Source organism: Prevotella communis (genome assembly GCF_022024175.1).
Taxonomy (GTDB): domain Bacteria; phylum Bacteroidota; class Bacteroidia; order Bacteroidales; family Bacteroidaceae; genus Prevotella; species Prevotella communis.
The window spans coordinates 623,503-647,359 of record NZ_CP091794.1; the positions used below are offsets into that span (position 1 = coordinate 623,503).

Annotated in this window: 20 protein-coding genes; 12 read left to right on the forward strand and 8 right to left on the reverse strand. The window is 47.8% G+C overall.

Annotated features, from left to right (window positions below; translation table 11 throughout):
• Nucleotides 1-17: 17 nt before the first annotated feature.
• The 7 genes from L6466_RS02425 to L6466_RS02455 all read right to left on the reverse strand — a co-directional run bounded on the left by L6466_RS02425 (nt 18) and on the right by L6466_RS02455 (nt 7,381).
• On the reverse strand, nt 18-2,588 hold the full coding sequence (locus L6466_RS02425) for a DUF5686 and carboxypeptidase-like regulatory domain-containing protein (protein WP_237802203.1): 2,571 nt from the start codon (nt 2,586-2,588) through the stop codon (nt 18-20).
• The gene (locus L6466_RS02430) at nt 2,575-3,141 is read right to left on the reverse strand and encodes a hypothetical protein (RefSeq protein ID WP_091818959.1); all 567 of its coding nucleotides are present in this window, start codon (nt 3,139-3,141) and stop codon (nt 2,575-2,577) included. Before L6466_RS02430 ends, L6466_RS02425 begins: the two co-directional genes overlap by 14 nt.
• 10 nt (nt 3,142-3,151) lie before the next feature.
• Nucleotides 3,152-3,742 (reverse strand): GTP cyclohydrolase I FolE, encoded by a 591-nt coding sequence (gene folE, locus L6466_RS02435; RefSeq protein ID WP_091818960.1) that lies wholly within the window; start codon nt 3,740-3,742, stop codon nt 3,152-3,154.
• Nucleotides 3,739-4,362, reverse strand: coding sequence for an SPOR domain-containing protein (locus L6466_RS02440; protein WP_237793467.1), 624 nt, complete (start codon nt 4,360-4,362; stop codon nt 3,739-3,741). Before L6466_RS02440 ends, folE begins: the two co-directional genes overlap by 4 nt.
• Before the next feature lie 51 nt (nt 4,363-4,413).
• Nucleotides 4,414-6,336 (reverse strand): triose-phosphate isomerase, encoded by a 1,923-nt coding sequence (gene tpiA / locus L6466_RS02445; RefSeq protein WP_091818961.1) that lies wholly within the window; start codon nt 6,334-6,336, stop codon nt 4,414-4,416.
• Entirely contained in the window at nt 6,333-6,878 is a 546-nt protein-coding gene (locus tag L6466_RS02450) for a DUF1599 domain-containing protein (RefSeq protein ID WP_091818962.1), read from the reverse strand. Before L6466_RS02450 ends, tpiA begins: the two co-directional genes overlap by 4 nt.
• A gap of 131 nt (nt 6,879-7,009) precedes the next feature.
• Nucleotides 7,010-7,381, reverse strand: a complete 372-nt coding sequence (locus L6466_RS02455; protein ID WP_091854204.1) for a hypothetical protein — start codon at nt 7,379-7,381, stop codon at nt 7,010-7,012.
• Nucleotides 7,382-7,500: 119 nt separating this feature from the next.
• Between L6466_RS02455 and L6466_RS02460 the strand changes: the two genes are divergently transcribed.
• From L6466_RS02460 to lpxA, 6 genes are all read left to right on the forward strand, one after another.
• Entirely contained in the window at nt 7,501-8,931 is a 1,431-nt protein-coding gene (locus tag L6466_RS02460; protein ID WP_237802202.1) for a CCA tRNA nucleotidyltransferase, read from the forward strand.
• 21 nt (nt 8,932-8,952) lie between these two features.
• Nucleotides 8,953-9,924, forward strand: a complete 972-nt coding sequence (locus L6466_RS02465; protein ID WP_237802201.1) for a leucine-rich repeat domain-containing protein — start codon at nt 8,953-8,955, stop codon at nt 9,922-9,924.
• A gap of 157 nt (nt 9,925-10,081) precedes the next feature.
• Nucleotides 10,082-11,260 (forward strand): efflux RND transporter periplasmic adaptor subunit, encoded by a 1,179-nt coding sequence (locus L6466_RS02470; RefSeq protein ID WP_091818966.1) that lies wholly within the window; start codon nt 10,082-10,084, stop codon nt 11,258-11,260.
• A gap of 8 nt (nt 11,261-11,268) precedes the next feature.
• Nucleotides 11,269-14,526, forward strand: coding sequence for an efflux RND transporter permease subunit (locus L6466_RS02475; RefSeq protein WP_237793462.1), 3,258 nt, complete (start codon nt 11,269-11,271; stop codon nt 14,524-14,526).
• A gap of 147 nt (nt 14,527-14,673) precedes the next feature.
• Nucleotides 14,674-16,026 carry a TolC family protein gene (locus L6466_RS02480; RefSeq protein WP_373277385.1) on the forward strand — a complete coding sequence of 451 codons (1,353 nt, stop codon included), beginning with the start codon at nt 14,674-14,676 and terminating at the stop codon, nt 16,024-16,026.
• 30 nt (nt 16,027-16,056) lie between these two features.
• Nucleotides 16,057-16,836, forward strand: coding sequence for an acyl-ACP--UDP-N-acetylglucosamine O-acyltransferase (lpxA, locus tag L6466_RS02485; RefSeq protein WP_237802200.1), 780 nt, complete (start codon nt 16,057-16,059; stop codon nt 16,834-16,836).
• A gap of 107 nt (nt 16,837-16,943) precedes the next feature.
• Here lpxA and L6466_RS02490 read toward each other — a convergent pair whose 3' ends face one another.
• A complete protein-coding gene (locus tag L6466_RS02490; RefSeq protein WP_237802199.1) occupies nt 16,944-17,498 on the reverse strand; it encodes a M48 family metallopeptidase in 555 nt (184 codons plus the stop codon).
• A 151-nt stretch (nt 17,499-17,649) separates the two neighbouring features.
• On the opposite strand from L6466_RS02490, the gene msrA reads away from it, so the two are divergent.
• The 6 genes from msrA (at nt 17,650) to L6466_RS02520 (ending at nt 23,854) form a co-directional block, all read left to right on the forward strand.
• Nucleotides 17,650-18,213: a peptide-methionine (S)-S-oxide reductase MsrA gene (gene msrA / locus L6466_RS02495; RefSeq protein WP_237802198.1), complete on the forward strand. Its 564-nt coding sequence runs from the start codon at nt 17,650-17,652 to the stop codon at nt 18,211-18,213.
• A gap of 301 nt (nt 18,214-18,514) precedes the next feature.
• Nucleotides 18,515-18,901, forward strand: a complete 387-nt coding sequence (locus tag L6466_RS02500) for a transposase (RefSeq protein WP_237802161.1) — start codon at nt 18,515-18,517, stop codon at nt 18,899-18,901.
• Nucleotides 18,902-18,903: 2 nt separating this feature from the next.
• A complete protein-coding gene (locus L6466_RS02505) occupies nt 18,904-19,887 on the forward strand; it encodes an IS3 family transposase (RefSeq protein WP_237802163.1) in 984 nt (327 codons plus the stop codon).
• A gap of 593 nt (nt 19,888-20,480) precedes the next feature.
• Complete coding sequence (locus L6466_RS02510) at nt 20,481-21,233, forward strand: DUF2971 domain-containing protein (RefSeq protein ID WP_237793457.1); 753 nt, start codon at nt 20,481-20,483, stop codon at nt 21,231-21,233.
• Between the two features lie 4 nt (nt 21,234-21,237).
• Nucleotides 21,238-22,800, forward strand: coding sequence for a type I restriction-modification system subunit M (locus tag L6466_RS02515; RefSeq protein WP_237802197.1), 1,563 nt, complete (start codon nt 21,238-21,240; stop codon nt 22,798-22,800).
• A complete protein-coding gene (locus L6466_RS02520; RefSeq protein WP_237802196.1) occupies nt 22,790-23,854 on the forward strand; it encodes a restriction endonuclease subunit S in 1,065 nt (354 codons plus the stop codon). Before L6466_RS02515 ends, L6466_RS02520 begins: the two co-directional genes overlap by 11 nt.
• Nucleotides 23,855-23,857: the final 3 nt, after the last annotated feature.

Sequence of the window (23,857 nt, forward strand, 5' to 3'; positions counted from 1 at the left end):
GAGTGAAGAGCCGTGTGTCAGAATGTGAGTGATACGCCGTAGCGCATGCCCCAGTGAGGTGCTGAAGGCAGGTCCTTGTAAGTCAGGCGTTTCACATATTCCACTCGGAAGAACTTGAAGATATTGTGGACTCCAACCACCATTTCCATATATGGCCGGTTGGGGTTCATGATATTGGTACCCTCGGGAAAATACATCAGACGGGGATTGCCAGGATTCTTCTCTGGGTTATTCTTATCTGAAAGGTCACCCCAAAGCATCCTTACTCCCAGGTACTCGCGCCAATAGAGTTTCTTGGCTAATGGAATGCGGTTCAGTATCTTTCCGTTCATATCCCATGCCAGCATCAGGGATACATAGCGGTCGTTGACAAACTCCATCGTATTGATGAGGCTGAATGTATTCTTCTGAATGATATACGACGCGTTGGAGGCCGGCATGATGAGGAGAGGGTAGGGTACCTGATCCCATTCGATACCGCCTTTCAGGTCTACGTCAAATTTTCCCCAGCTGTTCAGCCAGAAACGCTTGAAGATATGCGCCTCGGTCAGGTGGAAGTTGTAATCGCCTCCCAGGACACCGTTAAAACCTATCGTATGGCTGAGGCTGAATACGGGGGCATCCAGGTTGATGACGCGCCTGCGCAGCTTGTTGTTGATATATGTTTCGCCGGGGGCATACCTCACGTAAAAGGAGGCCTCTGTCGTACGCAGATATTCACCGTTGCCGGTTTTACTGTTGATGGGAACAAAGGGCTTGTCGAGTGTCTGGTAATTCATGGCCCCGAAGGCCTCGTTCTCTTCCGTCTTTCCGCTGATGATTGCTTTCAGGCCCCAGTCGGTCTCATATTCAAAGCTGACCTTCTGCCGGTTATAGGACATCATCTTATTGGTCTCGGCCCATTTCATGGCTACGAAGATGTTGTCCTTGTCGGACTCCATGAAACGGTCGTTAGGTGAACAGATATCCTGTGACGACTGTATGGTCATGGTGCGTCTGGGGAATTCGTGCGGCAGGTATTTCTTTGCATTGAGCGAATAGGTCATCTCTGCATCGTAGTAATTGCGATGACTGCCCCAGCCGTGAGCGTAATAGCCCGACAGAAAGAAATGCTTGTTGAGGTTGGCTGTGGTCTTCGCGCTGAGGCGTGTGCGCCATCCGTCCACGTAGTTCCTCGTTAGTAGGGTGTTGATGGGACAGATATCAATATAATTCGGATCGCCCGTCTCCATAGAGTTTTCCATGAGAGTCTTCAGTCCGTAGATGATGTATTTGAACCCTTTCATGTTCTGGATGTTCTCCATGAATTTGTCCATGGAGTTCTCGCTACGTGTCAGTTCCACCTGGCGGTATTGGTCCCAGAATGCCTTGTCACGCATCTGTGCATCGGCTTCTGTCACTTCCTTCTTTTGTCCGTGGAATATCTTGTTGGGCACCTCACTGAAGTCATAGTCTGAATAACGGGTGATACGCGTGACGATAGCACCGGCACTGATAAAATCAAAGAGTTGCAGTTCGGTAATCATATCATCAGTAGTCAGAACCCATTGTCCGTCGGGTAGCTTCTCGTATTCTTGCAGCACTTGCAGACTCTCCACGAAGTTGACATTGCTCTGTTTGGGGATAGACAACTGACAGCGACGCAGGTGAAGGGTTGAGTCCTTCAGTATATACAGGTCACCGCGGAATCCCATATCCTGCATATTGTTGGGGACGAAGGCCAGATGAATACAACTGTCTTGTCCTATGGCTAGCGTGTCCTCTATATAATAACGGTAGAAACCGATGCCCTTTTCCGACATGGGCGAGGTGAACGGGCGCTGAAGGATGCGGATATCATCCTGATAAAGGTCTACGTTGGTGAATACATCCTTGACCACGGTATTGATGATGTCGCCCGTCTGGAAATAGTCATTGATACCCGTTGACGTCTGTCCCTGGATGATATTCTTCTCGTCTTTCGGTGATTTGCGGTAGAATTTCTGTGAGACGGTCTCATCTACACTGATAGGGAGCACCAGCTTGTTGGTGTATGGATTGACCTCAACCTGATTGAGTAACCATGGTCTCTTGGCGAAAAACGGACTCTCCAGTTGCTGGGGCGTCAGGTCGTTGAGAGCCAGTGTCAGCTTCTCGTATTTGTTGTAACGATAATAGTCATTATTGCTGAGGTCGGTCTTTTTCTTTGCTGCCACCACGCGCCGCATCAGTTCCACGGCCGGATTGTCCTTCCGGCTATACCGGTTGCGCTTAGATTTTACGGTTACTTCGGCCAGTTCCTGCCTGGCGGGTTTCAGTGTGATATTCAGCTTGCGCCTCGTCTTGCTGTTGACAGGGATGATGCGTGACTTATAGCCTACGGCACTTACCGTGATATTCCAGCCTTCCTGACGGGGAATGGTATACTGGCCGAATACGTTGGCTACCGTGGAGATATTGTGCCCCTTATAGACAATACTGGCAAAAGAAATTGAATCTCCGGTCTCTTCGTCAGTGATGACACCGGTGATTTGTAACGATTGCTGGGCATGGATAGCCATGCCCAGTAACAGTGTGTAGATTAGAACAAATAATCTAATCCCCTTCATATTCAAATACGCCTCCGAGGTCTGGGGTCTCACCCATGTAGTCATCGTCGGCTATGGTGTTTCGTATGATTGGCTGGTTATACTCTTTGCGCATCGTTCCCGTCTTGAGTATGAAGTCGTTGAAATTGACCGTGGGTATCACAATGCCGAGAATACCGATGCCGCAACGCATACCCTGTACCTGGAAGGTGTTATGCAGGTGCATGGTAGAGAAGAGCAGGTGATTGTGGTATACCAGTGTGTTATGCTCCTGGAAACTCTTCATCGCCCCCGTATTGATGGTTGTGTCGGCAGTCGTGAAGATGTAACCGAAATTGTTGATGGCGTCATCAATCCAGTCGACAGCCAGACTGTCTCTTTCCTCGATGCACTGACGGATGTTGTCGTTCATCTCTTCATGCATCGTCTCTTCTGAGGGACAGGTAATGATAGCAAAGATGGCGATAACAGCAAGAATGGCAGCTGCGATGACAACACGTCCCAGACAACTGTGCTGGAACTCCACTAAGAGTGATTCTTTGTTGCGATATGATCCGCGATCTTTCTGATACATAATCTGATTACTATAAAGCGTTGTTATGATGAATGAGATTCATGAATTCCTGACGGGTCTTGGCCTGCTCAAAGGCACCACTGAACTCACTGGTTGTGGTGATGCTGTTCTGTTTCTCAATGCCACGCATCTGCATACACATGTGCTTGGCTTCGACAACAACCATGACGCCGAGAGGGTGGAGAGTCTCCTGGATGCACTGACGAATCTGCATCGTCATGCGTTCCTGTACTTGCAGTCGGTGGCTGTAGATATCAACCACACGGGCAATCTTTGAGAGGCCAGTGATATAGCCATTGGGGATATAAGCCACATGTACCTTTCCGTACATAGGCAGCATATGATGCTCGCAGAGCGAGAAGAAGTCAATGTCCTTGACAATGACCATGTGATTGTAGTCTTCCTTGAAAAGTGCGTCGGTGAGCACTTTGTGTGCATCCATTTCATAGCCGCGAGTCAGCACTTGCATAGCTTTTGCCACTCGCATGGGGGTCTTCTGCAGACCTTCACGATCCGGGTCTTCTCCAAGAAGTTCCAGAATTCGTTTATAGTGTACGGCCAATTCGTCGAGGCCTTCTCTGTATTCGGGTTCTAATGTCATTTTATAGATTCTGTGACGGTGATTTTTCCTTTGACGACTGTAGCAGCGTCGTAGCCCAGTTTTCGTACTTCCAGCATCTTTTCGTGGGCTTCCTCATAAGTGCGGTAGTTGCCTAACCGGCAAATCCATCGTGGAGAATAGAAGTGAACATAAACTTCCTCGCCTGGGAAGAGTGTCCTAAGTGAACGTCCGGCCTGTTCGGCTCTTTGCCTGTCCTGACGTGTGTTGCCTCCTGCAAATACCTGTACTCTGTAGCCTACAGTCTTGAATACACGCTTTGGGGTAATCTGTGTGCTGTCGGTCTCTGTCTCTTGCTGACTATGACTGACTGTCGTGTCTTTGATTTGCATGACAGGTGTGTCTTTTGCCTTTGTGACAGGTTTGACGGGTGCAGGTGTCGTCTTCTTTGGAGCCGGTGCGGGCTTCGCAGGGGATACCGGACCGTTGACCAGTTCATCGATGGCTGTATCCTGATGAATGGTTATAGTACCTTCACCAGCCGTAGTCTTCTGTATGCGCTGGGTGAAAGTCTGTGCGGTTAAAGGTAAAAAAGTAAAAAGGTAAAAGGGTAAAATGACTATTACCTTTTTAATAATAGATTGCAATAATCCTGTTTTCATACGCATAATCATTACTCTTTTTACTCTTTTACTTTCTTACCTTTTTACTTTTTACTTAAAGGCATCGATGATACCCTTGAAATCAGCAGCCTTCAGAGAAGCACCACCGATCAGACCACCGTCGATGTCGGGCTTAGCAAAGAGCTCAGGAGCGTTGCTTGCCTTGCAAGAACCACCATAGAGGATAGTGGTGTCGTCGGCAACAGCCTGACCGTACTTCTCAGCGATGATTGAACGGATGTAAGCGTGAATCTCCTCTGCCTGCTCAGCAGTAGCAGTCTTACCGGTACCGATAGCCCAGATTGGCTCGTAGGCGATAACGATCTTACGGAAATCCTCCTCAGAGAGGTTGAATACGCTACCCTCAAGCTCAGCCTTAACGACCTCGTTCTGCTTGCCTGCCTCGCGCTCCTCGAGTGACTCACCGATACAGAAGATAACCTTCAGGTCGTTCTTCTGAGCCAGCAGCACCTTCTCCTTCAGGATCTCGGGAGTCTCCTTGTAGTACTCACGACGCTCAGAGTGACCCAGGATGACATACTGAGCACCAGTGCTCTTTACCATCTCGGCAGAAACCTCACCAGTGAAAGCACCCTTCTCCTTGTCTGCGCAGTTCTCTGCACCCAGGCCGATGATGTCCTGGTCGAGGAACTGTGCAATAGAAGCGAGGTGGATGAATGGTGTGCAGATAACTACACCACAGTTGGGCTTCTCAGCCTTCAATGTCTCGTTCAGCTCCTTTGCCAGAGCAATACCATCCTGGAGATTCATGTTCATCTTCCAGTTTCCTGCAACAATTTTCTTTCTCATTTTTACTTCTTTTTTATTAATAGAATTACTATTTTTTCGTTTCCTTATCCATTTGGACCACATCCACAACCGGTCAGTGATGGAGAGCAGTAACAATGGTAATACAAACCAAAGCATCACCTCAGCGATATGGCGGCCCATCGTATTGCCGGCTGCCTGTCCTAACTCCAGTTCCTCCAGAGGTCGTGCCAGGTCATATTCATCGGGCAGCCTGTTATGGCTCCATTTACGTATCACCTTGCCGTCTTTCAGCAACAGCAGTCCGGGATTACTTCTGATCATCGTCTTCAGTACTGTCCCGTCGGTCTGGCAGAATGGGTAGTCGGCACCTGTGATGTCGCGCCAAAGGCTGATGCCCGATTCTCCGCTGGCTGTCAGGCAATAGAACAGATAGTCATTGTCTTCTGCATACTCGTAGACCTGGTTTATCAAGTCCAGTTGCGAATCGTCGGCTTTCTCCAGCCAGGGCGCAATCAGCAGAAAGGTGTAGCCTTCGTTGTTGAGCACCTGTTCCGTGATATCCTCCCCGTCATCGGCCTTCTCTATGAAGAAGTCAGCGTAGGGCGACTCGTTGCCCTCCATCATCAGGTTCCATCCTTCACGCAAGTCTGTTCCCTCGTGATAGGGACGGAAGTCAAACTGCGGTCTGTCGTACAGGCTCCATCCTGAGATAATCAGGATAAACAGTAACGAGTAATTGATGACAATCCATTGGTTTGACTTGCTGATGAATCGAATCATCCCGAAGGGCCATTTTGCAACGACGAGTGCTGCGGTCAGAAGAATGATGTTCTTCCAGAACGTCTGCCAGTTGGTCAATACGAGCGCATCGCCAAAGCATCCGCAGTCGCTGATGGGGTCGGTCAGTGCCAGCCATAGTGTCAGTGATGTCATGATAGCCAGAACAATCACCATTGTCCTGGATGTGAGCCTGCGCCTGATGGCAAACAGCATGAAGATTCCCAGACAGAACTCCAATGCCGACAGTCCTACGGCGAAGGCCAATAATGCCAAGTCGGGCAGCCACCCGCCCAGATCCATGGCCAGCAGATAGTCTTGCATCTTGTATAGCGTACCCAGCGGATCTACGGCCTTGACGAATCCTGAAAGGATAAAGACCGCCGCTAAAAGCAGGCGACACAGATTGACTATCGCTTTTTTCATTCTCCCAACTTAATCAGTCCGAAGACCGCGTAGTTGATGATATCCATATAGTTAGCGTCAATACCCTCGCTGACGAGAGTCTTTCCGCTCAGGTTCTCTATCTCCTTGATACGCTCAATCTTAGTGAGTATCAGGTCTGTGTAGCTGCTTACACGCATGCCGCGCCACGCCTCGTCATAGTCGTGGTTCTTGCGTTTCATCAGTTCCAGGGCCTCATGGGCATAATGGTCATAGAGTGCCATGGCGGCCTCATTGTCCATATCCACCGTATCGGCAAAACCTTTCTCCAATTGTATCAATCCTACGATGCCGTAGTTAATCAGCGCCACGAATTCAGGTCTGATACCTTCGCCAACCAGTGACTCCTGCTTGATTTCCAGTGAGCGGATACGCTTAGCCTTGATAAACAGTTGGTCAGTAAGTGATGATGGACGCAAAATGCGCCAAGACGCCTTGTAGTCGTGCAGTTTCTTGGAAAACATGTCACGGCATTCGGCAATGGCGGCCTCAAATTCTGCGTTTGTCTTTTCAAATCTATCCATAATTCGGGTGCAAAGTTACGAAAAGTTGAGAGAACGGCAAAGGAAAAACTCGCTTTTTTACTTTACGAGCACTTTTCTCGTTGAACCGTCGCTATAGCGAAATTTGGGATTTCCTACTTCTGGCAGGCAGTCTACTGGTCGTTGTGACTGTCTTGACTTTTCATCCTGATATACTTGATTTTGGCGCCTAAGGCATTCCATTGAACCTGCAGGGAGTCGCGGTGCATACGCAGTAATGTCAGGTTGGTGAGCTCCTCTTCTGTAGCCTGCAGGGCCGCTTTATGAGCCTCTACTTCTTTTTTCTTCTGTTCATATTCTGCCTTGACCGCCTCTAAGGTGGAGTCAACGACGGCCAACTCCTGTTGGGCGGCCTGTAAACTGGAGTCCTGCTTGTGCTTTAGGGCTGCTTTCCGCGCTTCAATCTCGTCTCTGCGTGAGTTGCTACATGCCGTTGTAAACAGTGTGGCGATGATGACTGGAATAATAATAAAATATCTTTTCATTCTTTGGAAATCATATTTAGATTTAATTCTGTGGCAAAGTTACTAAAAATAATTAAATTGACATACTAGGTGGTGTTTTTTTTGTAATTTTGCAGTCCAAATCATGAGAAAGATAAAGAATGAAGTTGTATTCTGACGAAGAACTGGCCGAGATATTAGACCAAAATATATTTCATCAAATCAGCGAGGCTGCCGATCGCTTAGGACTGGAGTGCTATGTGGTAGGTGGCTATGTACGCGATATCTTTTTAGAGCGCCCTTCAAATGATATCGATGTGGTTGTGGTGGGTAGCGGTATCTCCGTGGCTCAGGAACTGAAACATATGTTGGGACGCAAGGCCCATCTCTCTGTATTCAAGAATTTCGGAACTGCTCAAGTAAAATTCCACGATACAGAAGTGGAGTTTGTGGGAGCCCGAAAGGAGAGCTATAGCCATGACTCGCGAAAACCCATTGTGGAGAATGGTACGTTGGAGGATGATCAGAATCGTCGTGACTTTACGATTAATGCGATGGCTATTTGTCTGAATAAGAGCCGCTTCGGTGAATTGGTAGACCCCTTTAATGGCTTGGCCGACTTGGAGGATGGTATCATCGCCACACCTTTGGAGCCGGGTATCACATTCAGTGATGACCCACTGCGTATGATGCGTTGCATCCGTTTTGCCACCCAGTTGAATTTCCAGATAGAGGATGAGACCTTCGAGGCCTTGGAACGCATGGCCGACCGTATCAAGATTGTCAGTGGCGAGCGTATTGAAGTGGAGCTCAACAAGATTATCATGTCTCCCCATCCCAGTAAGGGCTTCGTTGACTTGCAGCGCTCAGGACTCCTGAATATCATCCTGCCTGAACTGGCTGCTCTCGACATCGTTGAACAGAAAAACGGACGCGCCCATAAGAATAATTTCTATCATACACTGGAAGTGCTTGAGAATGTCGTGGCTCACGATGGAGGCTTATGGCTCCGTTGGGGCGCCCTGCTTCATGATATCGGTAAGACCAAGTCTAAGCGTTGGGAACCATCTGCGGGCTGGACCTTCCATAACCATAATTTTATTGGTGCGAAGATGGTACCCGAGATATTCCGCCGCCTGAAACTGCCAATGGGTGGCGAGATGAAATATGTGCAGAAACTTGTTGACCTCCATATGCGTCCGCAGGTCATTGCCGACAGTGAGGTGACCGATTCTGCTGTCCGTCGTCTGTTGAATGATGCAGGCGATGATATTGATGACCTGATGACACTCTGCGAGGCTGATATCACCTCGAAGAATGAAGGCAAGAAAAAGATGTTCCTGGAGAATTTCCGTATGGTTCGCGAAAAACTGGCAGATCTGCAGGTGAAAGACTATAAGCGCCTGTTGCAGCCTGTTATCGACGGCAATGAAATCATGGAAATGTTCCATCTGCAGCCTTCTCGCGAGGTGGGCACGCTGAAACAGTATCTGAAAGATGCCGTCCTTGACAATAAGGTGGAGAACGAGCGCGAGCCTTTGATGAAACTGTTGATGGAGAAAGCACAATCAATGGGATTGAAAATATCATAACCAAAAACAATCAATAAAACAATGGAAACTGAAGAGAAAACACCGTTTTACAAACAAATCTGGTTTTTGGGCGGATTAGCAACACTTGCCATCTTTGCCCTGTGTTTTTTAGCAATCAATATGGTGGGTTCGCCCGATGATGACGACACACCAGAAGTGGAAATGGAGGTCATTGCGACCCTCCAGACAAATGAACCCCTGATAAAAATAGCACGTGAGCAGGGATGGATTGATGCCGACGCTACGGAGATGACAAGCGTTGATGCAGCAGCTGTGGATAGTATAGGTACTATCTTTAGTGGCTGCAACTTGAAGAGCTTCAAGGAGTTTCGCTATTTTGTGGGTCTGAAGCAGATTCAGGCAGAGGCCTTTGCTCATGCAGACCAGTTGACGGAGATTGTCATCCCTTCGCAAGTGGAAGATATTGCCTATGGCGCCTTTGCCGACTGTCCTGCCTTGGAGGCTATCAGTGTGGATTCCACCAATACACATTATGACTCACGCGACAACTGCAATGGTATTATCTGTACGTGGAAAGGTACGCTGATGCTAGTAGCAGGTTGTAAGAATACTACAATAATTGATCGCATTGGCTATATTGCCCCGCAGGCTTTCCGTGGTTGCAGAGACCTGACAGCCATCTCCTTCCCCGAACGAATGGAAGAGATTGGTGATTCTGCCTTCATGGACTGTGTGGCTTTGCAGGAGGTCTCACTGCCTCAGGGCGTTCGTTTTGTTGAACCAGCTACCTTTATGGGATGCAAATCTTTACAAGCCGTTACCCTTACTAAAAGCATTGAACGCCTTCAGAAGAATGCCTTCAAAGGTTGCAAGCGTCTGACTAAGATTGTGTGTCCCAAGAAGTATCCGCCCATCATCGATGAAGCCTTCGATTCCTACGACGTAACAGTATATGTGCCTGCAGGTCTGCAAAACAAATACTTCTCGGATAAGTTCTGGAAGTTCTTTAAGGATGTTAAGGAATCTATATAGAATATTAATAAAATATTAATAACATGTAAAAATAGAGGTATGAGTGTTACAACTTGTACCTTTTTTTATACCTTTGCAATTCGGAAACTTCATTTTTTCAATGAGTTTTCAATATCGGAACAGAATTTATATATAAATTTAAGTATTAAGAACTATTATGAAGAAGAACAAAATGATGCTGGTTGCAGTTGTTGCAACCGTGCTGATGTCGTGTGGTGGAGGCGGTGGCCGTCCAACGTTTGGCGACAATGAGTACCCTGTGGATGTTGTAGCCACACAGAATGCCTCGCTACAGTCCACCTATCCAGCAACGATTAATGGTGTTCAGGACGTGGAAATCCGTCCTAAAGTTTCAGGATTCCTTACTCAGATTAACGTGACAGAAGGTCAGACGGTGAGCGCTGGTCAGGTGCTTTTCGTGATTGACAACGAGACCTATCAGGCGCAGGTGCGCCAGGCTCAGGCTGCCGTAAACACTGCCCAGAGTGCGGTGAATACAGCCAAACTGACTTTTGATAATACGAAGAAATTGCATGCCAGCAAGGTGGTAGGCGACTATGAGTTGCAGACTGCCGAGAATACTTTCCTCAGTGCTCAGGCTCAGTTGGCCCAGGCCCAGGCAGCCCTGTCTTCCGCTAAAGAGGCTCTGAGCTTCTGCTATGTGAAGAGTCCTGCAGCTGGTGTCGTTGGTACGCTGCCATTGAAGAAAGGTGCGCTGGTGAGTGCTTCAAATGTACTGACCCACGTATCAGATATCAGCACTATGGATGTCTATTTCTCTATGACCGAGAAAGACATGCTGACAATGTCTCAGGGTGAAGGTGGCCTGAAGGGCGCCGTAGAGAAATTCCCTCCTTTGAAACTGCAGTTGGCCGACGGTACGATGTATGCTTATGACGGTCATGTGACCTCTATCAGCGGTGTCATTGACCGTTCTACAGGTTCTGTACAGTTGAAGGCTCAGTTCCCCAATCCCGAGAAGCTGCTGAAGAGCGGAGGCTCAGGTTCTATTGTCATTCCCAGCGTGGCCGATTCAGCCATCGTTATTCCCCAGCGTGTGGTGATGGAAGTGCAGAACAAGAAGTTTGTGTATGTGCTGAAGGAGAATAATAAGGTGGCTTACACCGAGATTACTGTTGACCCACAGAACGATGGTATGAACTATATTGTGACCAGCGGATTGAAAGTTGGCGATAAGTACGTGACCAATGGTATCACTAAGTTGACCGACCAGATGGAGATTGTTCCCATCACGCCCGAGCGCTATCAGCAGAAGATAGACGAGCAGGCCAAGGCTATGTCGGCCAGTGATATTGTTAACGCTATTAAAAAATAATAGAAAGTATGACATTTACTAATTTTATCAAGCGCCCAGTACTTTCGACGGTGATTTCTATCCTCATCGTTATCCTGGGTGTTATCGGACTTTTCTCGCTGCCTATTGAGCAGTATCCGGATATTGCACCGCCTACCGTTGTGGTGCACACTCAGTATCCCGGTGCCGATGCCGAGACGGTGAAAAACTCGGTTATCACCCCTCTGGAAGAGAGCATCAATGGTGTAGAGGGTATGGACTATATCCAGTCAACAGCTGGTGCAGGTTCGGCACAGATTAGCATTCTGTTCCGTCAGGGCATGAACGCCGATATGTGTGCTGTGAACGTACAGAACCGTGTGCAGCAGGCTCAGGCTCTGTTGCCTGCCGAGGTAACCCGTGTGGGTGTTACCGTGATGAAGCGTCAGACCTCTCAGGTGCTGATGTTCACGCTGACCTCTGAGGACGGACGCTATGATGATGAGTTCCTGACCAACTACAACAACATCAATATCATCCCTGCTATCAAGCGTATTCAGGGTGTGGGTGATGTGCAGAGCCCTGGTATGAAGTCATACGCCATGCGTATCTGGCTGAAGCCCGACGTGATGAAGCAGTATAACCTGATGCCTTCTGATATCAGTAATGTACTGGCCGAACAGAATATCGAGGCCGCTCCTGGTTCCTTTGGTGAGCAGTCGGATGTAGCCTACGAGTATTCACTGCGCTATACAGGTCGTCTGAAGTCGGCAGAAGAGTTTGGCAATATCATCATCTCCAGTGATGCCAACGGTCAGACCCTGAAGCTGAAGGATGTGGCACGTATCGAGTTGGGTGGCCAGATGTATTCTGTGTCCATGAGAAACAACAACCTGCCCTCAGTGCTGGGTATGGTACAGCAGATTGCCGGTTCTAACGCCAACGAGATTGCCAAGCAGGTGAAGGCCGAGCTCGAAGAGCAGGCTAAACTGTTCCCCCCGGGCATGACCTATAAGATCAACTATGATGTGACGGAGTTCTTGTATGCCTCTATTGAAGAGGTTATCTTCACCCTGTTCTTCACGTTGATTCTGGTGTTCATCGTTATCTACGTGTTCTTGCAGGACTGGCGTTCTACGCTGATACCTCTGATTGCAGTACCTGTGTCGCTGATTGGTACATTCTTCTTCCTCAACGTGATGGGCTTCTCTATCAACCTGCTCACGCTGTCGGCTCTGCTGCTGGCAATCGCTATTGTGGTGGACGATGCCATCGTGGTGGTTGAGGCTGTGCATGCCAAGTTGGACCAGGGCTATAAGAGTGCGTTGACAGCCTCTGTTGATGCCATGAACGAGATTTCGGGCGCTATCATCTCCATCACGCTGGTGATGGCCTCAGTGTTCGTTCCGGTATCGTTTATCGGTGGCACCAGCGGCACCTTCTATCGCGAGTTTGGTGTGACGATGGCCGTGTCAATCTTTATCTCTGCCCTGAATGCCCTGACGCTGTCGCCTGCCCTGTGTGCTATCTTCCTGAAGCCCCACGACAAGGACGGTGAGAAGAAACTGAGTCGTATTGACCGTTTCCACCTGGCCTTCAATACCGCTTACGATAAGATTCTGGGTAAGTATAAGAAGAGCATCGAGAAGACCGTGCGCAAGCCTGTGCTTATCCTGATGGTAGCGCTGGTGGGTATCGTGGCCCTTGTAGGTTCTATGTTGACCACCAAGAGCGGTCTGGTGCCCGACGAGGATACCGGAACCGTGTTCTGTACCATCTCTATGCCCCCTGCCACCTCTGTGGCTCGTACCCGTCAGATTATCAATGAGGTAGATAGTATTCTGGCTGCCGATCCTGCTATTCAGGCCCGTGAGCAGATTCAGGGATACAACTTTATCGCAGGTTCTGGTTCAGATCAGGCTACCTTTATTATTAAGTTGAAGCCCTTCTCTGAGCGTCAGCGCGGACTGTGGTGGAAAATCTCTGGACTCTGGCAGGGCGACGGTATCTATCGTTTCTTTGTGAACCCGCTGGATGCCCAGATGGTTGTAGCCCAGATATTCATCAAGACGGCACATATCAAGGATGCCTCTATCCTGGCTTTCTCGCCCCCAATGATTCCTGGTTACTCGTTGAGCAGCGGTGTGTCGTTGGTGATGCAGGACCGCACAGGTGGCGATTTGAACAAGTTCTATGATATTGTGAAGAACTATATCGCAGAGCTGAATAAGCGTCCTGAGATTCAGATGGCCCAGACATCATACAACCCCTCTTACCCGCAGTACATGGTACATGTTGATGTGGCTAAGTGTAAGCAGGTGGGTGTGTCGCCTTCTGCCATCCTGAGTACCCTGCAGGGCTACTATGGCGGACTCTACGCCTCCAACTTCAACGCCTATGGTAAGTTGTTCCGTGTGATGATTCAGGGCTCGCCCGAGACGCGTCAGACAGAAGAGTCGCTTAATAGCATCTATGTGCGCACCCCATCAGGCATGTCGCCCGTGAAAGAGTTCTGTCGTCTGGAGCGTGTTTATGGCCCATCAAACATCAACCGCTTCAACCTGTTTACCTCTATCAACGTCACGGCAACGGTGAACGACGGCTTCTCTTCGGGTGAGGCTATCAAGGCTTGTCAGGAGGTGGCTGCCACAACACTGCCCACAGGTTATACCTATGACTATTCTGGTTTGACCCGTGAGGAGGCCAAGGCATCTAACTCTACGTGGATTATCTTCGTGCTCTGCTTCCTCTTTATCTACCTGATTCTGTCGGCACAGTACGAGTCGTACATCCTGCCTCTGGCCGTGGTGCTCTCCGTACCGTTTGGTCTGGCTGGCTGTTTCGGCTTTACGGCACTGTTTGGCCACTCCAACGATATCTACATGCAGATCTCGCTCATCATGCTGATTGGTCTGTTGGCTAAGAACGCCATCCTGATTGTGCAGTTCGCCCTTGAGCGTCGTCAGACGGGTATGGCAGTCTCGTGGTCTGCCGTGCTGGGTGCCGCCGCTCGTCTGCGTCCTATCCTGATGACGTCGTTGGCCATGATTATCGGTTTGCTGCCAATGATGTTTGCATCGGGCGTAGGCAAGAATGGTAACCAGACGCTGGGTGCAGCTGCCGTGGGCGGTATGCTTATCGGTACGCTGTGTCAGATTTTTGTGGTGCCTGCCTTGTTTGTGCTCTTCCAGAGTCTGCAGGAGAAGTTCAGACCGATGAAGTTCGAAGGTGACGAGGAGAATCCTGATGTGACCACCGAGTTGCAGCAGTATGCCAAGCGTCCTGTAGATTATAAATTGGAAAAATAAAATACTCTCCCCTGACCCCTCCCTCGCAGGGAGGGGAATGGGTAGAATAATATAATGAAGATAAAGATGAATAAGATATTAAAGAAAAAGGCGTCCACTCCCCTCCATATAGGGAGGAGCCTGGGGGTGGGGCTGTTGCTCAGCTTGATGTTGACCAGCTGCGGACTCTACAACAAATACGAGCGTCCTGAGGATTTGAATACCAAGGGACTGATTCGCGACCTGCAGAGCGATGGCGACACCCTGGCTGTGAATACCGACGAGAACTTTGGCAATCTGCCCTGGCGCGAGGTGTTTACTGACCCTCAGCTGCAGGGACTCATAGAGACCGCTCTTGAGAATAATGTTGACCTGCGCAATGCTGCCCTCAACGTGAAGATGATGGAGACGGCACTGACCTGTGCCAAACTGGCTTTCCTGCCCTCTGTGGCTTTTGCGCCCCAGGGCACCATCAGTCAGGTACAGATGGACGGCGCCTCTGTCAGCAAGACCTATCAGTTGCCTGTCAGCGCTACGTGGAACATTGACCTCTTTGGCAACCTGCTCTCGCAGAAGCGCTCGGCACAGATGAAATTGCTGGCAACAAAGGATTATCAGGTGGCTGTGCAGACACAGATTATCTGTGGTGTGGCCAACCTCTACTACACGTTGATGATGCTCGACGAACAGTTGGCTATTGTCACCGATATGGAGGGACTCACCAAGGACACCTGGGACATGATGCAGTTGCAGATGCAGTTGGGCCGTGCCCGCTCTACCAGTGTGCAGACGGCCGAGGCCAACTACTATAGCGTGCAGGCAAAGAAGGCCGACCTCAAGCGCCAGATTCGTGAGATGGAGAACTCGATGTCGCTGCTGCTCAACGAGGCTGGTCATCAGATTGCCCGCGGCAAGTTCTACAACCAGAGCCTGCCCACCACCTTCGCTGCAGGCGTTGGCATCCAGTTGCTCTCTAATCGTCCTGATGTGCACGCTGCCGAGATGTCGTTGGCGCAGTGCTTCTACGACACAGAGACGGCTCGCTCGCGCTTCTATCCCAACCTGAATGTCACGGGTACGGCCATGTTTACCAATAGCCTTGGTACTGCCGTTGTCAACCCCGGCAAGTGGATTCTCTCTGCTATCGGCTCACTGACGCAGCCCATCTTCCAGCACGGACAGATTGTGGCTGGCCTGAAGGTGGCAAAGGCACAGCAGGAGCAGGCACTCAACACCTTCCAGAACACAATCCTCAAGGCTGGCAACGAGGTGAGCAATGCCCTTCTGGCCTATAACACTTGCGACGAGAAGAGCAAGCTCGACGAGAAGCAGGTGAAGATCTACGAGCAGAATGTGGAGGATACCAAACTGCTTTATACCTCTAAGGGCTCCAGCTATCTGGAGGTTATCCAGGCACAGAACGGCTTGCTCAATGCCCGCATCTCTAAGGTCACCGACGACTTTAACAAGATGCAGGCTGTGGTCAACCTCTATCAGGCCCTGGGAGGTGGAAGTAAATAATGGATAATTGAAAATTGATAATTGACAATTATGGCAAGTGAAATTAGTCCAAGAGCCGAGATATCGCCCAAGGCGAAGATTGGCGACAACTGTAAGATATTCCCCTTTGTGTATGTTGAGGACGACGTGGTGATTGGTGACAACTGCATCATCTTCCCCTTCGTCAGCATCCTCGACGGCACGCGCATGGGTAAGAATAATAAGGTGCACCAGGGTTCCGTGATAGGTGCTCTGCCTCAGGATTTTGAGTTCTGTGGCGAGAAGTCCGAGTGCATCATTGGCGACAACAACATTATCCGCGAGAATGTAGTCATCAACCGCGCCACCCATACTGGCGGCCAGACCGTTATAGGCAATGATAACGTGCTGATGGAGGGTGCCCATATCTCGCACGACACCAAGGTGGGCAACCGCTGTGTCTTTGGCTATGGTACCAAGATTGCCGGCGACTGCGAGATTCGGGATGGCGTCATCTTCTCGTCGTCAGTCATCGAGAATGCTAAGACGCGTGTGGGCCGCGGCGCAATGATTCAGGCCGGTACTACCTTCTCCAAGGATGTGCCTCCCTTTATCATCTGCACCAAGCGCAGCGAGTATGGTGGTGTGAACTATACCATGGGTCGCATGAACGGCATCAACGAGAAGGTGCTGAAGCATATTGCTAATGCCTATCGTCTGGTGTTCCACGGTCAGACTTCACTCTTTGATGCGGTGAAGCAGATTGAGGAGCAGGTGCCCGACAGCGCCGAGATACGTCAGATTATCGAGTTTATGAAGAGTACGCAGCAGGGTATCATCACTAAGTTGTAACCCCGCGCTTATATAGTGGTATTTAGAAATGCCTCAGGCTCCCTAAAGTGGATGCTTGAGGCATTTCTTTTTGTTGTTTGTTATGTGGGTTGAGGCTCGCCTTATGATTATTTCGACAGCGATGATACCCTGCGCGTTTCTCGCCTGGCCTCGCGCCAACGAGGGAAATACCTGTCCATGAGGGCATGGAAACGAGCATTATGACTTGGTTCTAAGAGGTGGCACATCTCGTGCACCACGACATGCTCCACACACCATTCGGGCAATAGCAGCACGTAGGCCGAGATGCAAATGCTGCGGTCGCGCACGTTGCACTGGCCCCAGCGCGAAATGGTAGGCTTGAAAAACACCCTGCTCGGCCTTACACCCATCTCCTTTGCATGGCGCTCTACCATCGGTTCTATTAGCGCTTTCAACCGTCGCAATGCGTCGTCTGCCTGGGCACGGGTGGTCAGGGGCAACTTGTCGTAGAAGGCGTTCCGCTGTTGCTGACGCTCCAAGGTCTTCTTCCTGGCCTCGCTGATCCAGTCGCGGTGCTCCTCGATAAAGGCTATCACCCTGTCTCGTGACAGTCCGATGGGTGCCGACACATGCACATCGCCATTCTTCACAATGCGCATAGACAAGCGGCTGGTGCGTCTGTATGTTATCTGTATTGCCAAAATGTTGTTAATTATTGGGTGCAAAGGTAGCAATTTTCCCATATTTAGCGTAACTTTACACGGAAAAACCGTACCTTTGCATTAAAATGCAGAAAAATTTAATCTGTCTGCATGTTCACAACAACGTATTTGAACTATTATTAATATAATTATGAAACTAGACGAACAGTTATTAAACGGAACGGCCTCAGACGGCGCGCAGACCACAAAGGATATCTATTTTGCTGGTGGCTGTTTCTGGGGTACAGAACATTTCTTCAAACAGATTGAAGGTGTGGTCCTCACGGAGGTGGGATTTGCCAACGGACATACCGAGAATCCCTCGTACAAGGAAGTCTATACAGATACAACAGGCTTTGCAGAGACAGTTCTGGTGCGTTTCCGTCCCGATGTGGTCAGCCTGGAATTCCTGTTGCAGATGTTTTTCAAGGCTATCGACCCTACCAGCCTCAACAAGCAGGGACACGACGAGGGCACACGCTATCGCACGGGCGTCTATTATACCGACCCGGCAGACCTGCCTGTCATAGAGAAGGTCTTTGCCGAGGAACAGAAAAACTATGAGCAGCCGCTGGTGGTGGAAAAACTTCCCCTGCAGAACTTCTACACGGCCGAGGAGTATCATCAGGACTATCTGGACAAGAATCCAGATGGCTACTGTCATCTGCCCTTGTCGCTGTTTGAGTTTGCAAGAAAAGCTAGGGAGAATAAGTAACTTCCATACAATGTACGTCGGCAAGATTGAGAATGTGCTGGTACGGGATGATGAGTATCTCGGATAGGCAATGAATTCAGTTAACGGGCCATTTTCTGACCCGTTTTTTTTGTTCACCTAAAAATCGAGTCGTAATTTAATGTTTAATGTTTAATGTTTCATGTTTCATGTTTCATGTTTCATGTTTCATGTTTCATGTTTCATGTTTAATGTTTCATGTTTAATGTTTAATGTTTCATGTATTCTGACTTATACTGATATAGGTAGACACATTTAGTATTAATAAAAAATGTGTATAACTATGAGTAAAGCAATTCGAGAGCATTACAAGCATTACAGTGAAGATTTTCGTCTGAGGATGCTGAGTGAGTATTACGATTCAGGCATGAGCATTTATGCCTTCGCCAAAAAGCATGAGATTGATCGTGGTACCTTTTTAAGATGGACAAAGACGCACGAATCTGAAAAAGTTTCATTACCTTTGCAGTCGGAATCAGGCGAAGATGATATGGCAAACCGCGGTAAAGACAGCTACAAGGACGAGAATGCGCAGTTAAAGAAGCGCATTAAGGAACTAGAGAAGGCATTGGAATTCTCCCGTCTTGAGACCTTGGCCCGTGATATGATGATTGACAAGGCTGAGGATTACTACGACATTTCAATAAGAAAAAAATCTGGGGCCAAGTAGCAATGGAACTGGTCTTCGAGTGCGGTCTTGCCGTCGCACTCGTAGTCCAGCTGTTTGGCCATTGTCGTCAGGCCTTCTACCAGTCGAAGGCTGACATTGAGACGGAGATCGAACATGAGCGAAAAGTCATCGATGCCGTCAAGGATATCCGTGGGGAGGATCCTGGTATTGGCGGTTACAAACTGTGGTTAATGCTTATCGAGATGTTTGGACGTGGCTTTGTTCCTGGGCGTGACCGTTTCTTCGTACTGCTACGCCGCAAGGGACTTATGCTTCCCAAACCAAAGCCCCGCCATACGACGAATTCCAACCATCGCTACCACAAGTACAATAACTTAACAAAGGACATAGTAGTCACCGCCGCCAACCAGCTCTGGGTGGCCGATATTACCTATATTGCCCTTGCTGGCGGCGACGTATGCTACCTCCATCTGATTACCGATGCCTACTCACACAAGATTGTAGGCTGGAAACTTGCTAAGTCACTGAAGGCTGCCATTTCGATAGAGGCTCTAAAAATGGCTGTAGAACAGGCAGTGTCCATGTCTGGCAGCGAGTCGCTCAAGGGGCTGATACATCACTCCGACCGAGGGGTACAGTACTGCTGCGATGCCTACGTGGCTGCGCTCAAGGCATACAACATCAGCATATCCATGTGTGAGGATTACAAACCTACAGATAACGCCATTGCCGAGCGTACCAACGGTATAATAAAGGTGGAATGCCTCTACAGGCAGAAGCAACTGCATACGTATGAGTACATGCAGAATCTTATACCGAACTTCATCCATTTCTACAACTACCATCGCCTGCACATGAGCATAGGCTACAAGACACCAGCGGTGGTGCATTTTGAGCAGGGTCTACAGGAAAGGAAGTGGAAAAACAAGATTTATTCCCAAAAACAGACAGAGAATGAAAATAATGTTGTATCTTTGCAGAGCCGAACAAACAGTATGGGCGAAGGCGTATGCCAGCGCATCTGACAAAAAACTGAATGCCCCATCGAGGGGCATCCGGTTTTGCCGAACGAACAGCCCAGGGCTCTGCGTGTCCAGCATGACCAAGGTGTCAACTAAAACAGCACAGCTTTTTCGCTTGTGTCTATCGATTCAGGACGACAACATCGAAAGTGTCTACAGAATCAGCTAATGAAGAGAAAAAGTGTCTAGTGAAATCAGGAAAAGTCATTCATAATACCCCCAAAATCTTCACTCGAGTGAATTCATCGATTGAGTTAGCTCAAGTCATGAAATGACCCGGGTCATTTCATGATTTCAGCTATATAGGGGTGGTTTTTCTGCTTTTTCCTAGGCAAAATGGGGATGGTTACGGATTTTTCTCGTCACTCATTTTTGCTGCAAACGTATGCTTCTTCATCGAAAAGTGCGGTTTTTGCATGGTTTTTGATGGTTTTTAGGGTGGAAGACTGGAAGATTTGTATCCATGGCTTCTTCCCCTTCATTTTCCCCTACCAAGCCATTTTTTTCTTCAAAATGGAAACAGATTGCATTTTTTTTACTATCTTTGTAGGCAATTATGCTTAAAACAAAGGTTGTTTAGTTTGGTAATCTTATTAATGGAGACGTTATATAAATATTTAGATGTGAACGGTGGATTGGCGATGCTGGAGCATCACAATCTACAGTTTACTAATGCATCCAAATTTAACGATCCGTTTGACTGCCATCCAGCTTTGTTTGATTACTCATATATTCCTGAAAATAAAAACGATTGGCCGATAGCAAAATTTCTCTCTTTTAAAGGAGAAATTGATATGGTGAACCTGAGAAACAATACATGGATTTGCTGTTTGTCTAAAGTATATGACTCCTTGCTGATGTGGGCCTATTATAACTGTCACAAGGGTATCTGTATAGGTTTGAATGTAGAAGCAGTTTTAAAGTCCTGTCATTACGGATTCTTTGGAATGATGCCTCCTTCTCTTGAAGTAGTTAAGTATAAGGATATACTCCAAAAGCCCAATTATTTTAAATCCTTGCCTTCATGGAAGAATTTATGGACTACAAAGGCCAAGGCATGGGAGCATGAGCAGGAGGTGAGATTGATAACAAAAAATCCGCTATGGGTTCGTGCAGGAAGAGATATACCAAACGAATTGAAAAACGAAAAATTAGTTGATGGCAGAGAAATAAGGCATTATCCCCAATTAACAGCCGATTGTTTTGAGTCTGTCTATCTGGGCGTGAATATCTTTCCTCGAAATAAAACCAAGATTATCAAGACTGCAAGGAAACTGAATCCAAATATCAAAATATATCAAATGACAACAGATCCAGAAGCTTTCAGGCTGAAGGCTGAACAAATATAGAATTATGGCAAAGAAACAGATAAAAGAGAAATCGATAGAAGAAACGCTGTGGGAATCAGCGAATAAACTGCGAGGCTCTGTGGAGCCATCGGAGTATAAGCACGTGGTGCTGAGCCTTATCTTCCTAAAGTATGCTTACGACCGTTTTACGGAGCGTAGGAATGAGCTGGTGGCTGAAGGTAAGGAGCAGTTTGCTGATAACCCCGTATTCTATAATGCTAAAAACGTGTTCTATCTGGACCCCGAAAGTCGTTGGGATTTCCTGATAGAGAATGCCAAACAGAATGATATCGCCATTAAGATTGATAAGGCCTTAGCAAAGGTTGAGGATAGCAACCCATCGTTAAAGGGTGCCTTGCCCAGCAACTACTATGCTGGTCTGTCGCTCGATCGTACCAAGCTGGCTGCTTTGCTCGACGAAATCAATAAGATAGATACGCTGAAAGACCCTGAGCACGACCTGATGGGACGTGTGTATGAGTACTTCTTAGGCAAGTTTGCTATTGCCGAAGGTAAGGGTAAAGGAGAATACTATACGCCAAAGACCATCGTCAACCTGATAGCTGAGATGATTGAGCCTTATCGTGGCAAGATTTACGACCCATGTTGTGGTTCTGGCGGTATGTTTGTTCAGAGCATGAAGTTTATCGAGGCCCATCACGGTAACAAACGTGATATCAGCGTATATGGTCAGGAGTATACCAACACCACATATAAACTGGCAAAGATGAACCTGGCTATTCGTGGTATTGCTTGTAACCTTGGCGAAATGGCTGCTGATACCTTTCATAACGACCAGCATAAAGACCTGAAGGCCGACTTTATTATGGCCAACCCACCATTCAACCAGAAAGCGTGGAGAGCTGATAATGAGTTGGTGGATGATCCGCGATGGATGGGCTATGACACACCTCCCACCAGTAACGCCAACTATGGCTGGATTCTGAATATCGTGAGCAAGCTCTCTGCTAATGGTACTGCTGGCTTCTTGTTGGCCAATGGCGCATTGAGTGGCGACGGCACAGAGCTGGCTATCCGCAAGCAACTTATTCAGAACCATATTGTTGAGGCTATTGTGATTCTACCTCGCAATATGTTCTATTCTACAGACATTAGCGTAACACTATGGATTCTGAACAACAATAAGAAAGCTCGCACTATCGAGCAGAATGGCAAGATTGTGAAGTATCGCAATCGTGAGAACGAAGTGCTGTTCATCGACCTACGCCAATGGGGCGAGCCATTTGAGAAGAAATACATTCAGTTCTCACCAGAACAGATTCAGCAGATTGCTGAGAACTTCCATAATTGGCAGCGCGAGGGCTACGAGGAAACCTATCACAATGAGCCAGAATATTGCTATTCTGCTACTATTGATGAGATAGAGCAGAAGGGTTGGAGCCTGGTTCCAAGTAAGTATATTGTGTTCAAGAATCGTGACGAGCAGATAGATTTCGACACTAAGATGAGGCAGTTGCAAACCGAAATGCGTGACCTCATGCAACAGGAAGAAGCAAGTAATAAGGAACTAAAATCACTCTTTGAAAAGTTAGGCTATGGATTATAAGCGCTTGGGCGACTATATCAGAGAAGTGAATGTTCGTAACAAGGATTTGAAGGTTACGAACTTGGAAGGTGTGAGTATATCCAAACAATTCATTCCTTCGATTGCCAATACTATTGGAACGGATATGTCAACCTATAAGGTGGTAAATCCTGGGCAATTTGCATACGGTCCTGTAACATCGCGTAATGGTGATAAGGTCTCTATTGCATTGTATAAAGGTGATAGAGATGCCATTATTTCTCAGGCGTATACTGTCTTTGAAGTTGTCGATAGTGAGAAGATGTCATCAGAATATTTGATGATGTGGTTTCAGCGTCCAGAATTTGACCGATATGCACGTTTCCATTCTCATGGTAGTGCTCGTGAGATATTTGATTGGGACGAACTATGTGATGTGTATCTTCCTTTGCCAGATATAGCCCGTCAGCGTGAAATCGTGGAGGAATACGAAACGCTATCTCGTCGCATTCGTCTGAATGAACAGATGATAGAAAAGCTTGAAGCCACAGCCCAAGCCCTCTACCGCAAAATGTTTGTTGATGGCATCGACAAAGAAAACCTACCAGAAGGTTGGAGAATGGGGACATTGGGAAATCTTGCAGAAATCAAGAATGGTAAAGCTATTGTGCCAAGTGGAGGAGATATCCCCGTATACGGTGGTAATGGTATCATTGGATATACGAGTAGATCTAATGCAGAAGATGTTGTTGTTATAGGAAGAGTTGGCATCAATTGTGGCTCTTTATATCTTCATCAAAGTAAATGCTATGTAAATGATAATGCTATGATTGCAATTCCTAAAAATGGCAATACAATATTTTTGTATAGAACAATGAAGGAGATGGATTTGAACTGCCAAAGTGAAGGTTCTGGCCAGCCTCTATTAACTCAGTCTATAATATATAAACAAGAATGCCTAATTCCCAAACTGGAGCAGCGCATTAAGTTTGAAGAACAAATGGAGATTGTATATAAACAAAAGTCTCTAAAAGAGAAAGAAAATTCAAAACTAACCGAATTACAGTCTTTGCTTTTGGCGAAGATGGGGCAATAAATT